Raw genomic sequence first — 14,211 nt, 5'->3', positions numbered from 1 at the left:
AAGATTGATCGCGGTTTTGATTGGTGCTCGATTGGGTTTGTTGGGCGGAGTTTATGTCTGCTATTGATATTGTGCTTGTTGTGATCGCCTTGGTGGCGGTGGGGGTTGCTGTGGCTTGCGCCATCCAGCTCAAGAGCCTGCGTGCCGAGTTGCGGGAGCGTGGCGACAGTAGCGCGGAAACACTGGCAGCACTTGAGCAGGCCAACAACGCGCTCGATGCCCTGAACGTCGCGCTGGCTGAAACCCGCCGCACGGCCAATGCCATCGCGCAGCAGCAGACGACCGATGCGGCCGTGGAGCAGCAACGTTACCTGGCCATCGCACGCGAGTTCTCGCAAGCTGGTGACCGTATGGATGACCTGCGCCGCGAGACGACCCAACAGCTCGGCGCCAACCGCGAGGGCATCGAGCATCGCCTGGACAAGGTGCGCGAGACGGTCGATGCCCAGCTGGGCGCCATCCGCAAGGACAACAACGTGCAGCTCGATCAGATGCGCGCGACGGTGGACGAGAAGCTCTCCCGCACGCTCAACGACCGTCTGTCGGCATCGTTTAAGCAGGTGAGCGACCAGCTCGAGGCCGTGTATAAGGGCCTGGGCGATATGCAATCTATCGCCACCGGCGTGGGCGACCTTAAACGCGTACTGGGCAATGTGAAGGCGCGTGGCATTTTGGGCGAGGTGCAGCTGGGCGCGATCCTGGCGGACATCCTTACGCCCGACCAGTATCTGGAAAACGTCGCCACCAAGCCCGGCGCCTCGGAGCGCGTTGAGTTTGCCGTCAAGCTGCCGGTAGACGAGGGAGACCCCGTGCTGCTGCCAATCGACTCCAAATTCCCGGGCGATGCGTATGAGCATCTGCTCGACGCCCAGGAGTCGGGCGACGCGGAGGCCGTCGCCGCCGCGCGCAAGACGCTCGACACCATGGTGAAGCGCGAGGCAAAGGACATCTGCGAAAAGTACCTGAGCGTGCCCGCGACCACCAACTTTGGCATCCTGTTCGTTCCGTTTGAGGGCCTGTACGCCGAGGTCGTCAGCCGCCCTGGGCTTATCGAGACCCTGGGCCGCGACTATCACGTCAACGTAGCCGGTCCCAGCACCATGGCCGCCATCCTCAACAGCCTGCAGATGAGCTACCAGACGTTTAAGTTGCAAAAACGCACCGACGACGTGCTGCGCGTGCTTTCCGCCGTCAAGGCCGAGCTGCCGCGCTATCAGGCGGCGCTGCGCCGCGCCCAGCAGCAGATCGAGACCGCGGGCAAAACGGTCGAGGGCATCATCACCACGCGCACCAACGTTATGGAGCGCAAACTCAAGGACATCGACGCGCTGGAAGATGCCGAGGAGGCCGACGAGGTCTTGGGGCTCACGTCTGCGGGCCTGCTTGCAGGGCAAGAAGACGAGGATTAGCCGCACCTGACGGCGGGGCGTCTGCGCAGGTGCGGGGCGCAGCGCTTCTCGCATCGCACTTGCCTAAAGCGCACTTTAATGTGCAACAATGGTGTTTCGCCCTATCAGATGCGAAAGGAAGCCCATGTCTCAGAGAAGCACCAGTCCGCTCAAACGCTCAACCGTGCGTCGCACGCTGCAGCGTTTTTGGGACGTCACGCGCACACAGCCGCTGATCGTCTTTCTCTCGGTGTTCTCGTCGGCGGGCTACATCTTTTTGCTGACGTTTGCCAATACCTATGTGATGGCCCTCATTGTCGACCGCGTTCAAGCCGGTCCCGTGGCGGGTGACCAGGTGTTTGAGGTCTTCGGCCCCTATATCCTGGCGCTCGTACTCGTTAACCTGGTGGGTCAGATCCTCTCCAAGCTACAGGACTACACCGTCTACAAGCTCGAAATCGCAGGCAACTATCACCTGGCGCGTCTGTGCTTCGACACGCTCTCCAACCAATCCATGACATTTCACACCAGCCGTTTTGGCGGATCGCTCGTTAGCCAGACGAGCCGTTTTATGAGCGGCTATACGGGACTGGTGGACGTGACGGTGTATTCGCTCATTCCCACCATCACCTCGGTCGTCTGCACGGTGGCGGCACTCGCCCCGGTGGTGCCCACATTTACCGTGATCCTGGTGGGCATCATGGTCGTCTACATTGCGTTTGTCTGGCTTATGTACAAGCGCATCATGCCGCTTTCGGCCGCGACGTCCGCCGCGCAAAACAAGCTCTCGGGCGTGCTGTCCGACGCGGTCACGAACATCCTGGCCGTCAAGACCTGCGGGCGCGAGGACTTTGAGCACGATCTGTTCGATGCCGCCGACCGCGCCGCGCGCGATGCTGAGACGGTATCGATGCACGCCATGATGCAGCGCAACTTTACGACCTCGGGCCTTATCGTCATCACCATGGCCGTGGTGAGCGTGTTTGTGGCGGGCGGCAACGCGTGGTTTGGCATCTCGGCCGGCGCGCTCGTCATGATCTTTACCTATACGTACAACCTCACCATGCGTCTGAACTACGTGAGCTCCATGATGCAGCGTATCAACCGCGCGCTGGGTGACGCCGCCGAGATGACGCGCGTGCTGGACGAGCCACGTTTGGTGGCAGACGACCCGGACGCCCCTGAGCTCAAAGTGACCGAGGGCGCGATTGATTTTGAGCACCTGAGCTTTGCGTACCGTGACGCTGCGGCGGGTGAGAGCGTGTTCGATGACCTGACGCTTCATGTGGCGGCGGGCCAGCGCGTGGGCCTGGTGGGCAAATCGGGCTCGGGTAAGACGACGCTCACCAAGCTGCTGCTGCGCCTGGACGATGTTCAGGGCGGCCGCGTACTCGTGGACGGTCAGGATGTCTCGCGCTGCACGCAGCAGAGCCTGCGCCGCCAGGTTGCCTACGTGCCGCAGGAGGCGCTGCTGTTCCACCGCTCCATTCGCGAGAATATCGCCTACGGCCGCCCCGACGCCACCGACGAGCAAATTCGTGAGGCGGCGCGCCTGGCCAATGCCCTGGAGTTTATCGACCGCCTGCCCCGTGGCTTTGACACCATGGTGGGCGAGCGCGGCGTCAAGCTCTCGGGCGGCCAGCGTCAGCGCGTGGCCATTGCCCGTGCCATCCTCACCGACGCGCCGATTCTGGTACTCGACGAGGCGACGTCTGCCCTCGATAGCGAGTCCGAGGCGTTGGTGCAGGAAGCTCTCGAGAACCTGATGCGCGGCCGCACCTCCATTGTGGTGGCGCATCGCCTGTCCACCGTGGCGGCGCTCGACCGCATCGTGGTGCTGGCGGATGGCGAGATCGTCGAGGACGGTACGCATGTGCAGCTCGTCGAGGCGGGCGGCGAGTACGCGAGCCTGTGGAGCCGCCAGACCGGCGCATTTTTGGAAGCGTAACGACCCTATACGTGGGACAATTGTGCTCATAAGTTTATTGTGCCGTTGAGCCGAGGAGTCGTTATGCCACGCGAGACCAATGCCGCCAAGCGCGAGCGCGCCATCGAGGTGTGTGAGCGCCTCAACCGTCGCTATGGCCCGGTCGAGTGCTTTTTGGACCACGAGAATCCCTTCCGCCTGCTGATCGCGGTGCTGCTTTCGGCGCAAACGACCGATATGCAGGTCAACAAGGTGACGCCGCGGCTGTTTGCCCGGTGGCCCACGCCCGAGGCCATGGCCGGGGCGAGCGTGGCTGACGTGGCGGACACCATCAAGTCACTCGGCTTCTACAAGAGCAAAGCCAAGCATGCCGTCGAGGCCGCGCAGATGATCGTCGCCGACTATGGCGGCGAGGTGCCGGCCGACATGAAGGAGCTCGTCAAGCTGCCGGGCGTGGGGCGCAAGACGGCGAACATCGTGCTCAACGTGGGGTTTGGCATTGTCGAGGGCATTGCGGTCGATACGCACGTCAACCGCATCGCGCATCGCCTAATGCTGAGTCCCAAGACGCACGCCAAGGAGCCGCTCAAGACCGAGCAGGATCTGCTCAAGATTTTGCCGCACGAGTATTGGGAGTCGGTCAACCACCAATGGATCACCTTTGGCCGCGAGATCTGCGACGCTCGCAAGCCTAAGTGCGACGAATGCCCGCTGGCAGACCTTTGCCCCAGCGTACGGGTGAGCTAGGCTGCAAGGGCGTGACGCCGCCGCCCTTGCGTGCCTCCAAGCTGCGCAAATCAAGGCGTGGCCGGTTCCCGCGACGCTCGCTACGGCTCCCGAAGCAAGAACTCTTCTGCCGGCACAACCGATGTGCCCTCGGTATCGTAGCTCTCGGAGCCGTGATATACGACGGCTCGGTCCTTTGCGGGAATGCCAAGTTCGGAACCAACGGAGCGTAGGTGTCGAGCGAATGAGTCGCGATAAGTAGCGCCCGATTTGATTTCGAACGCCTGAGGGCGAGCCGGCTCTGTTAGATCGATGAGGTCGATCTCTCGTTTGCTGTCGTCGCGATAAAAGGCGAGCGTTGGCTCGATACCTCTGTTGAGATACGCCTTCTGGCGTTCCGAGACAACGAGGTTTTCGAAAATTTCCCCGCTTAGGGGATGGTTCATGAGACTGTGCTCGTCGTGAATGCCAAGCAGATGGCAAAGAAGCCCCGTGTCGTAGAAGTACAGTTTTGGCGCTTTGGTAAGCCGCTTGCGTATGTTTCCGGCATAAGGCTGAAGCAGGAACACCAAATAGCTTGATTGCAGGATCGAAAGCCACGAGTTGATCGTCGCCGTGGCGACTCCCACATCGGCGGCGAGTCTTGATAGATTGAGCAGTCCTCCCACGCAAGCCGCGCACAGCCCGATCATTTTTCTAAAGGAGCTCAGGTTGCGCACGTCGAGAAGGCCGCCCGCGTCGCGTTCTACGTAGGTCATAAGGTAATTTTGAAAGAACACATCGGTGGGGATGCCCGCATCATATATGCGCGGGTATCCCCCGCGAATCAGGTAGGTGTCAAGCGAGATTTGCGCATCGCCAAGCTCCTGGTAGGAGAGGGGTAGGAGCTTGAGCATGCCGACGCGCCCGGCAAGCGATTGCTGGATATTGTGCATGAGCAAAAAGTTTTGCGAGCCGGACAATACATACTGGCCGGCCTTTACGCGTTCGTCGGAGGCGACTTGAATCATGCTGAACAGTTCCGGTGCATATTGGGCCTCGTCGATGATTAGATGATCGGGTCGTCTCCTGATAAAGCCGACGGGGTCATCGAGTGCGGCGCGACGGATTTCCGGGTTCTCGAGGTTGAGATATTCATATTCAGGAAAGACGGCCTTGATGAGAGTTGACTTGCCGCTTTGGCGTGGCCCTGTAAGCGAGACGACGGGAAACCATTCTGACATGTCGCGTAGCTTTTGGGCCATGGTTCGCTCAATCATTTTTAACGCCCTTCGTGCCTTGTATCGCACGCTCTCAGGCATGCTTTTAGTTCGAAAACCTCGTGCCGAGTTTGTGGGTATCCGCCGGGCATCGTGGCAGGTCTTTGGGATTTGCCACTTTGTCAGGCAAAACAACCATAATTACTAAGTAGAACTTACCACAACTATAAAGTAGGAATTGCCATAATTACAAAGTAGTGCAGGTGGCAGCTGATAATTGATGCTGTTCGATCAGGATGTTTTGTACCGAGGGCGTTGGGCATGCGCGTTTTGGGTGAGCGGAACGGGTGCTGATGGCCGCCGTGCAGTTTGCGCGACGCTCGCAAACCTAAGTGCGACGAGTGCCCGCTGGCAGACCTTTGCCCCAGCGTACGGGTGGTGCAATAGCTTTTTGCAAACTTTTTTGCAAAAAAGTCTCAAACCTTAGATATAGCTTGGTTGCGCAACCAATTCGCGTTTTTTCCCTTTTAAATAGACCATGCATTAGTAAATCTGTCTCGTTTTTTCGAGACGGGCTGTATCTGAACAAAGGGGAAAACATGGCAAAGTATCAGCCCGCGCACAAAAAAGCGCAACCCAAGCTCAATCTTGCTAAGCCTGCGGTAACCATGGCAGTTACCGCCAGCCTCGCACTGTCTCCGGTCCTGCAGACCGCTGCTTTCGCTGAGTCCGGCACCGACGCCAACGACGACGTCAAGGCCGAGCAGAAGCAGGCCAGCAAGGAAGAGATCGCTGCTGCTAAGGCCGACGTCGAGAAGGCTCAGAAGGCCTACGACGAGGCTAAGGCTAACGTCGAGAAGGCCGAGAAGGCCTACGACGAGGCTAAGGCTGCTGAGGCCGAGGCTAAGGCCAGCAACCAGGAGGCCCAGAACGCCCTTGAGGACGCGAAGGAGGCCGTGTACACTGCTCAGGCTCAGCTTGCAGACGCCGAGAAGGCTCTGGGTGAGGCCCAGAAGGCTTACGAGGACGCTGTGGCCGAGGCCGACAAGCTCGGTACCGAGTACAACGAGAACCAGTACGAGAAGAAGGCCGAGGACGCTCGCGCCGCCGCCGACGCTAAGAAGGCTGAGTGGGACGAGGCCGTCAAGGCTCAGAATGACGCTCAGGTTGCTTTTGAGAACGCCAAGAACCTGACCTCCGAGGAGGAGGCTCAGGCCACCTACGACGCTGCCACCAAGAAGGCCGACAAGCTTTATCAGGAGTGGAGCGACCTTGACAACGCTGCTGCTAAGGCTGAGCAGACTGCCAAGGATGCCGAGGCCACGATGAAGGCTGACCTGAAGGTCGCCAACGACGCCCAGGTTGCTCTCGAGGCTGCCAAGAAGCTTCCCTCTGTCGAGGATGCTGAGGCTGCCCTTAAGGCTGCCACCAAGGCCGACGATGAGGCTGCTGCCAAGTTCAACGAGCTTGACAACAAGGCCCTCGCTGCCGAGAAGGCGCGCGAGGCTAAGAAGAGTGACTGGGACGCTAAGCTCGCCGAGGCCAACGAGGCTCAGGTTGCCGTCGCTAACCGTAAGGCAAACGAGGCTGCGCGCGACGAGGTCTATCAGAAGTGGAGCGACAAGGACAACGAAGTCCGCAGGGACCAGGAAGCCTACAACAAGTCCATCGATGAGCTGCAGGCTGCCAACGAAGCGCTCGCTGCTGCCAAGGATGCTTGCACCGCTGCAAAGGTAGATTTTGACAGCGATGTGAACAATATGTTCTCTGCTACCGATAGCGGTAATTCGGATGGCGAGCAGTACTGGTATAACCAGGCCTATGGTCAGGGTGGTAGCTTCGATCGCTATCAGAAGGCTCAGGCTGACGTGAAGAACGCCCAGACTGCGTTCACTACGGCTCAGGACACCAATAACGATGCATATGCAACGCTTCAGGAGCACACCAAGGAGCTCGAAGAGCTCGCTGCTCAGAAGGATGCCGCGATTGATAAGGTCGCGCTTGCAGATAAGTATGACGATCTCAAGGCCGACGCCGACAAGCTCGGCCAGGAGTACAACGAGCTCGACAACGAGGCTCTGACGGCTCGCAAGGCTGCCGATGAGGCTAATGCTGCTTGGCACAAGACGACCGACAAGAAGGCTCAGGCCGAGGCTGACCTGAAGGCTGCTCAGGGCAAGGAGCAGACTGTCAAGGACGCTCAGGATGCATTTGATGCTGCCATGGACAAGGCGGACGAGTCTGGTAAGGCTTACAATGAGGCTCTGAACAAGTCTGATAAGGCTGCTAAGGCTGCCGAGGATGCTAAGGCCGACCGTGATGCTGCCATCGATGAGCAGGTTAAGGCTAACCAGGCTCTCGCCGCGGCCAAGAAGAAGCCGCAGATCGTTAAGGCTGCCGAGGATGCGCTCAAGGCTGCCGCTGCCAAGGCTGATAAGCTGGGCCAGGAGTACAACGACCTCGAGAACGAGGCCCTGAAGGCTAAGAATACCCTTGACGCCAAGAAGGCTGCTTGGAACAAGGCTCTTGCCGCCGCCAACGCCGCTCAGGTTGCTCTCGCCGACGCTCAGAAGGCTAAGGACGAGGCCGCTATGGCTCTCGAGGACGCCAACGCTAACCTCGAGGTTAAGTCCGACGAGGCTATTGCTGCTGGTGCCAAGTACGAGCAGGCCCAGAGCGATGTTCTCGACGCTTATGCTAATCACCAGCTCGCCATGCAGGCCCAGGCTAATGCCCTGGCTCAGCTCAATGCCGCCAAGAAGGTCCTGGATTCCCTGGTTCCCTATGTTGAGCCCACTCAGCCGCAGGTGACTACCACGACCACCACGACGACCAAGACTCCCGCCAAGGACGAGAAGAAGGCCGACGAGGCTGCCCTCCCCACCACTGGTGATAGCGTCGCCGCTCAGGTTACGATCATCGCCGGTCTGGGTGCTGCTGCCATCGCCGCTGGTGCTACCCGCCGCCGCTTTAATGCCTAATGTAGCTTTTTAAGCTCGTTTCCCCTTTATAGGCGCCCCCGGTTACAATGCCGGGGGCGCCTTTGTACAAAAGAGCGCCGCTGCGATGTGTGCAGCGGCGCTCTTTTGCGTTGATTCTTATTGGGCGAGCTCGGCCCTAGGCCAATGCTCGTACGTTCGAGGAGATCTTCAGCACCAAAAAATCGGTCGAGGAGCCCAGCTTGAGCAGGTCGCCGTCGTGGATAGGAATCTGCTTGCCCTCGTCACCGGCGGAGCGCAGCGAGCGTGGCTTTTCGATAACGGTGGTCGCGCCGCTGCGTGTCACCAGCACCGTTCCATTGGTGGAGTGAAGGCCGCTTGCGAGCCATGTGCCGTTAGAAAACGCCACGCGCAGGTGCCGGCGGGATACATCGGGTCCTACATTGGTGATGGCGTTTCTGTCGTGTGCGAATGAGCCTAGAACTGTACCCTCGGGATCGAGGCTCAAGGGATAGATCGGCGGCAAGGCCGAGCCGTCTTTCGCAAGCCTGAGCAGCCCCAGTTTTGCAGGAGGCTCGTTGACCTTGTGGTTGGTATCCTGCGCCTGGACGACCTCGGTGGTCTCGAGCGTGCCAAAGGTCTGGGCTAGCTGCGTTATGGCAAAGTCTTTGACCTTGGAGGCGGCGGCATTGGGATCGGCTAGGCATCCACAGACTGTTAGCGCAAGGAACTCCAAAAGGCGCCGGTCGCTTTGCTTGAGGCCCGGCATGACGGCGATGCGGTCAAAGATATTGCGCAGGATGGAACCATCGAGCTCCCAGTGTTCGAGCGACGTTGCCATGCGCTCGAGGGCATGCGCCGTAATGGCTTGCTGGCGAGCGTTGGCGGCCGCTGGACCGCTGTCGCCGCCGACTTTTGCAGCGGCGGTCAAGTTCTGGACGCTCTGCGAAAAATCGGCAAACATCTCGGGGTCGATCTTGTCGGTACCCGGAACGACGTGCACCACGCGTCGCGATAGGAACGTCTTTTCGGTAATGCGAAACCTTGGGGCCGGTTTGGAGCCCATCGGCTTGTCCGAAATCAAGATGCGCGCCGCTTCGCGGTTATTGATCTGCAGGTCGCACTTAAGGAAATCAAAGAGCACCTCGGAAGGTGTTTCCGCACGCATGATGCAAGGCTCCTTTCTGGTATCCGCGGAAGGTGTTAGATGCAAAAGCCGGGCAGGACATAGGTCATTTGGTCCGGTTTGTTTCCGGGCGTTGCCCAGCTAAACACGTCGCCGTCTTTTCCAACGCGGTTAAAGTACGTCGAGTCGGCTTCCTCGCTGCAGTCGGCGCTGGGAGTGCGCTCCCAATAGCAGATCTTCTTACCGTCGACGGTGCGGATCATGGCATCGTTGGTGGTCAGGCCGCTTATGCCCTGCTCGTGATAGAGCTGGTACTGGTCGCCTTCTCCGCTGTAGAGGGCAGAAAGGTACTCGTAGCCTTCTGCGAATGTTTCGGGCGCCTGGTAGCCGCATAGCTCACTCATGGACGGCAGCCACAGCTTGTCGTCGGTGGTGGTGATGCTGCCGGCGTCTTTGGTGCCACCGGTGTTGTTGGTGAGCTTTCGCACCGAGCGAATCTGATGGCGAAGATCGTCGGGCAGCATGGCCATACCCTTGTCCGCCAGCCACGCGCGAAGGGATGACTGCTCCCAGCCGCCCGACGCGGCGCTGTCGTTGACAGGACGCATGGCGATGGGGGTGCGGAACATAAAGGTGATGCCCGCGGGGGAACCATTATCGGTGAGTGTGTCTGCCTTAAAGCCGACGATCTGGACCTGCGCCTGTGTTCCGTCGGAAAGCCTGATGGTCTTGGTGCTCTCGTCTTCGAGCGAATACTTGCTGTTTACCAGGTGGTAGGTTTCGGCAATCTCGAGCGCCTTTTTGTTGGAGGATGTCTCTTGGATTTTGCGGGAGATCAGGGCGAGTTCTTCCCAGGTGTAATCGTCGAGTGACGGCTTGATGCCGTGTGCCAGGTCGATAAGCCCCCAGCACCCCGTGGCAATGGCGGAAGCTGCGATGCCGGCAACGCAGACGCCGCCGAACACGAGCGCGGCGCGCCGCGAGATGAGCGGGCGATGCACCTGAGACTTGTCGGAGCCGGATGCCTTTTGCTTTTGGCTGGCGTCGATAGGGGTGGGCAGCGGCGTGCGCGGCTCAAAATCGATGTCTTTGATCCAGGCATCGAGCTTGCCGACAATCGAAGAAAGCGGCGCGCGCTGGGACTGCTCGTTATGGATGCCGCTCATGATGACATCGACGAGCTTTTGATCGCCGGGCACGCGCGCCTCAAGCGGCTCGGGCTCGTGCTCGATCTTGTACAGGTAGGGCGACTGGTCCATATGCTCGCTTAGGCGATATGGCGTGTGGCCGGCATAGAGCGTATAGAGCACGCTGCAGAGCTCGTATGTATCAATGCTGGGCGACGTGCGCAGCGGCGCCAGCTCGGGGATGTCGCTGGAGAGCATCTCGGGCGGGGCGAACTCGGGGGTGCCGTTGCGCCAGATGCCGGTGGACATGGTAAACGAGGGGTCTGAGCGCTTGATACTCGAGCTGCCCAGATCGACCAGGCAAAGGTCAAAACTGCAGTGTGCAATCTGCTGGGCAAGGGGCCGGCGCGTTGTGCGAATGATGATATTGCGCAAGGAGATATCACGGTGCACAAACGGCGCATCGAGCTTTTGAGCACCCAGGAGAATCTCTCCCAGGCGTTTTCCGATTGCGGCGACGGTGTTTGCGGGAATGTGGCCGCCCTCGGCGGGATCGGTTAGCTCTGCCACGGCATCGCGAAGGGGCAGGCCCTCAATCCACTCCATAAGGATGACCGGCGTGTTGCTGGTATAACCGTAGCCATAGGTTTTGGGAAAGCCGCCCAACAGTGAGACGGCTGCAAGATTGCGATATTCCTCGGTAAGCGTCTTGATGCCCGAGGGGCTGACAGCGGAGCCATTTTCACCACAGCCGCTGAGGGGCCACAGCGTCTTGAGCGCAAAGGTCTCGCCCTCGGTGTTGGCGACCTTGTGAAGATGGTGGGAACCGCCGCCGACTGCCCCGCAATCCAACAGGGTGGTAAAGCGGCGAATGGTATCAGGGTCTTCGGTGGTCGCAAACATGGCGTTTGGTTCAAAGGGGGGACAACGCGATGATATTCATGTCCGTGTCGTACGTCACGGGGCGATCCTTTCGAGAAAAAGTGCATAGCCATAATGTTAGTGAAAAGGTAGCGCAACCGTTGCCTTAATCGAAAAGGTGCCGTTATTTGCAGGGGATGATGCAAATAACGGCACCTTGTGCGTCGAAGATGTGTGGGCGGGCTAGTCTGTGATGCGAATGACCAAGAAACGCGTCGTGGCGCCCAGGCAGAGCGTGTCTCCGTTGTGAATCTCGACGGGAGTGTTGGCAAAGTTGGCGGGGCGGTCGCGGCGGGGCGGCTCGATACACTGCCGGCAGCGATCGACCCCCGAGATCAAAAACGATCCGTTGGTGGAGTCGAGGCCCTGCGCAAGCCAGTGTCCGTCTTGGAGCCAAACGCGCAAATGTTGGCGCGAGACATCGGAATCGACGTCGGTGATGGCGTTCTCGTCGCCCGTCAGCGACCCGATAATGCTGCCTACCGGGTCGGTGGTAAGGGGACGTAACGGCGGTCGCGCCGAGTTGCCCACGACGCGCAACAGCCCCAAGCGAATGTCGCCCGTGGGACGCGCAGTCGCCGAGAAAAACGAGGTGACGGTTGTCTCGACCGTGCCGAGCGTCGAGAGCATCTGGTCGGACACAAAGGACTCGGTGTATTCGATAGCGCGGGCGGGGTCGCCCAGGCAGCCGGTAACGATAAAAAAGAGCAGATGGATGTAGAGGCGATCTTTGATGTCGTTATTGGCGGCGGTTTCGATGCGCTCGACACCGTTTCTAAAGAGCATGCCGTCGACGCCGCAATTGGCAAGGGCATCCTGCATGTCTGGGACGCACGACTCCATATAGCGTTTTACGACCTTGCTCAGCGATTGGGGATCGGAGCCTCGGTTTTGCATGATGAGATTGAGTATCTGGCGCGCGCTTTGCTCGAAGGGCGCAAATAGGGATTCGGGAAGGTCGCCGGGTTGAGTGTGGACGATTTCGCGTGAGATAAACGACGGGACCGTCAGACGCTCGGAAACGAGGCGTCCACCGTAACGGGCGTTGCTGGCCATGAGAATTTGCGCAGCGCAGCCGTTGTTGATGCGGCCGAGCGACTTAAGCCCGGCGTACAGTACACAAGATGGAGTATCGACCATTAAATTTTACCCCCCCCCCTCAATGAAAGTGGACAGAATGGGAAATACCATCAATTATAGGCGCTTTGCGGTTCGAAATGCTCGCCAGGGGGCACGAACGGCGTAAATCGCTTTCGAAAGGTAGCAAATAGAAATAAGGGCAGCGTGGATTAATAAGCTGGGACAGCGCGCCGGCACGACCGTTGTGGGCAACATTTGGCATGCTGTCGCTTTGGCTTTGAGGCACGGGCCCGTGCGCTACCATAAAAACCAATGAACTTTGACGTACGACCCGCTGAGCCTGCCCCGGCGGGCTTTTGGCGTTGCGATGCCGGAGGACCATATGCTCATTCACCGTATAGCCGCGCAGCTCTACACTGCCGAGGCGCTGCAGACCGTTGAGGCGGGGCTCGATGCCGGCGAGGACGTGACGCTGGCCGTGTCGCAGTCGGGTCGCACGCTTATGGCGGCAGCCCAGTTTGCGCGTCGCCCGCGCCCCACGGTCTACATTGTGAGTGGCGAGGATGCGGCCGATCGCGCCGCACGCAGTCTGGCCGCCTATGTGGGCCTGGCGCACGTGTGCCGCTTTCCCGAGCGCAAGGACTACCCTTGGCGCGAGCAGGCGCCCGACGACGCCGTGGTAGCCCAGCGCTGCGAGGCGCTCGGGCGCATCGTGCGCGGGGACAACTGCATCATGGTCGCCTCCGCTCGCGCACTGCTGCGTTGCGTGCCGCCGGTCGAGAGCCGCTATTGGGAGTCCACTACTTTTACGGTGGGCGAGGAGATTCCCTTCGACGAGGTGCCGCAGCGCCTGGTGGGCATGGGCTACGCCAATGCCGGTGCCGCCGACGCGCCCGGCCTGTTCCGCGTGCACGGCGACACCGTCGAGGTGTTTCCCGCGCAGGAGAAGGCACCCGTGCGCATTGAGTTCTTTGGCGACGAGATCGACCGCATCCGTCGCATGGTGAGTTCCACGGGCCAAACCATCGGCAACGAGGACAGCATTGAGATCTTCCCCTGCCGCGAGCTGGCGCTCACCGACGAGGCAGTCCACAACATGCATGTGGCGCTCTACCGCGCCAGCCAGGACGACAGCAAGCTGGCGGCGCTGCTCGAGATGGTGGACGCGCGCATCGTCACGCCCGAGCTCGACCGCTTTTTGCCGGTGATGTACGGCCAGACCGTGAGCCCGTTGGCGCACGTGAGCGGCAAGGCACTTGTGGTCCTGTCCGAGCCGCGCTCGCTGTTCGACGACTGCCTACGTGCCTACGAGGATATCGAAGCCCGTGCCGACGAGGCGGGGATTGACCGTCTGGACGGTCTGTACGTGCGTGCCCAGCAGCTCGACTTTGGTGCTCAGCAGCGTCTGAACTACGTGAGCCTGATTCGTGCCGGCGGCGCGGTTACGGCCGAGCTCAAGATTGAGCAGCCGGCCATTGCGGGCTCGGACAATCGATTTATGACGCGCATTCAGGAGGTTGTGGGCAAGCGCTACGCTTGCGTGTTTGCCATTCCCGACCGCGGTGCGCGCGAGTCGATGGAGCTCACCTTTGGCGATGCGGGCATTACCTTTGAGGAGTCGCTGACTGCCGCCCCCGAAAACGCCGGCGTTATCGGCGACCGTGTACGTGTGGCGGCGGCGGATTCTGCCGACCGCGCCGCCCGCCAGGGGGCCCATGCCTCGATTCGCGAGCGCCATGCCGACGCGCTCAACGCCCGCCCGCTCGAGGCGGGCGCGG

The 14,211-nt window shown here is 60.3% G+C and carries 9 protein-coding genes and 1 pseudogene; 6 read left to right on the top strand and 4 right to left on the bottom strand.

Annotated elements, in window-relative coordinates; genetic code table 11:
* Positions 1-53 precede the first annotated feature (53 nt).
* The 3 genes from DW029_RS04320 to nth all read left to right on the top strand — a co-directional run bounded on the left by DW029_RS04320 (position 54) and on the right by nth (position 4,062).
* Entirely contained in the window at positions 54-1,409 is a 1,356-nt protein-coding gene (locus tag DW029_RS04320) for a DNA recombination protein RmuC (protein ID WP_118345376.1), read from the top strand.
* 124 nt (positions 1,410-1,533) lie between these two features.
* Positions 1,534-3,336, top strand: a complete 1,803-nt coding sequence (locus DW029_RS04315) for an ABC transporter ATP-binding protein (RefSeq protein WP_118345375.1) — start codon at positions 1,534-1,536, stop codon at positions 3,334-3,336.
* A 63-nt stretch (positions 3,337-3,399) separates the two neighbouring features.
* Positions 3,400-4,062: an endonuclease III gene (gene nth, locus DW029_RS04310; RefSeq protein WP_118345374.1), complete on the top strand. Its 663-nt coding sequence runs from the start codon at positions 3,400-3,402 to the stop codon at positions 4,060-4,062.
* Between the two features lie 80 nt (positions 4,063-4,142).
* On the opposite strand, the gene DW029_RS04305 is transcribed toward nth, so the two are convergent.
* On the bottom strand, positions 4,143-5,300 hold the full coding sequence (locus DW029_RS04305) for an ATP-binding protein (RefSeq protein WP_118345373.1): 1,158 nt from the start codon (positions 5,298-5,300) through the stop codon (positions 4,143-4,145).
* A gap of 309 nt (positions 5,301-5,609) precedes the next feature.
* Between DW029_RS04305 and DW029_RS11855 the strand changes: the two genes are divergently transcribed.
* Positions 5,610-5,687 (top strand): hypothetical protein, encoded by a 78-nt coding sequence (locus tag DW029_RS11855; RefSeq protein WP_118345386.1) that lies wholly within the window; start codon positions 5,610-5,612, stop codon positions 5,685-5,687.
* 152 nt (positions 5,688-5,839) lie between these two features.
* Positions 5,840-8,221 carry a hypothetical protein gene (locus tag DW029_RS04295; protein ID WP_118345372.1) on the top strand — a complete coding sequence of 794 codons (2,382 nt, stop codon included), beginning with the start codon at positions 5,840-5,842 and terminating at the stop codon, positions 8,219-8,221.
* 136 nt (positions 8,222-8,357) lie between these two features.
* On the opposite strand, the gene DW029_RS04290 is transcribed toward DW029_RS04295, so the two are convergent.
* From DW029_RS04290 to DW029_RS04280, 3 genes are all read right to left on the bottom strand, one after another.
* On the bottom strand, positions 8,358-9,347 hold the full coding sequence (locus DW029_RS04290) for an FHA domain-containing protein (RefSeq protein WP_118345371.1): 990 nt from the start codon (positions 9,345-9,347) through the stop codon (positions 8,358-8,360).
* A gap of 35 nt (positions 9,348-9,382) precedes the next feature.
* The gene (locus DW029_RS04285) at positions 9,383-11,335 is read right to left on the bottom strand and encodes a DUF6273 domain-containing protein (RefSeq protein WP_118345370.1); all 1,953 of its coding nucleotides are present in this window, start codon (positions 11,333-11,335) and stop codon (positions 9,383-9,385) included.
* A 201-nt stretch (positions 11,336-11,536) separates the two neighbouring features.
* Positions 11,537-12,493: an FHA domain-containing protein gene (locus DW029_RS04280; RefSeq protein WP_118345369.1), complete on the bottom strand. Its 957-nt coding sequence runs from the start codon at positions 12,491-12,493 to the stop codon at positions 11,537-11,539.
* Between the two features lie 322 nt (positions 12,494-12,815).
* Between DW029_RS04280 and DW029_RS11460 the strand changes: the two are divergent.
* Positions 12,816-14,211: pseudogene (locus DW029_RS11460) on the top strand (transcription-repair coupling factor); the annotation flags it as partial.

It is taken from the genome of Collinsella sp. AF38-3AC (assembly GCF_003474365.1).
GTDB lineage: Bacteria > Actinomycetota > Coriobacteriia > Coriobacteriales > Coriobacteriaceae > Collinsella.
This window is presented reverse-complemented; position numbering and strand designations above follow the sequence as displayed.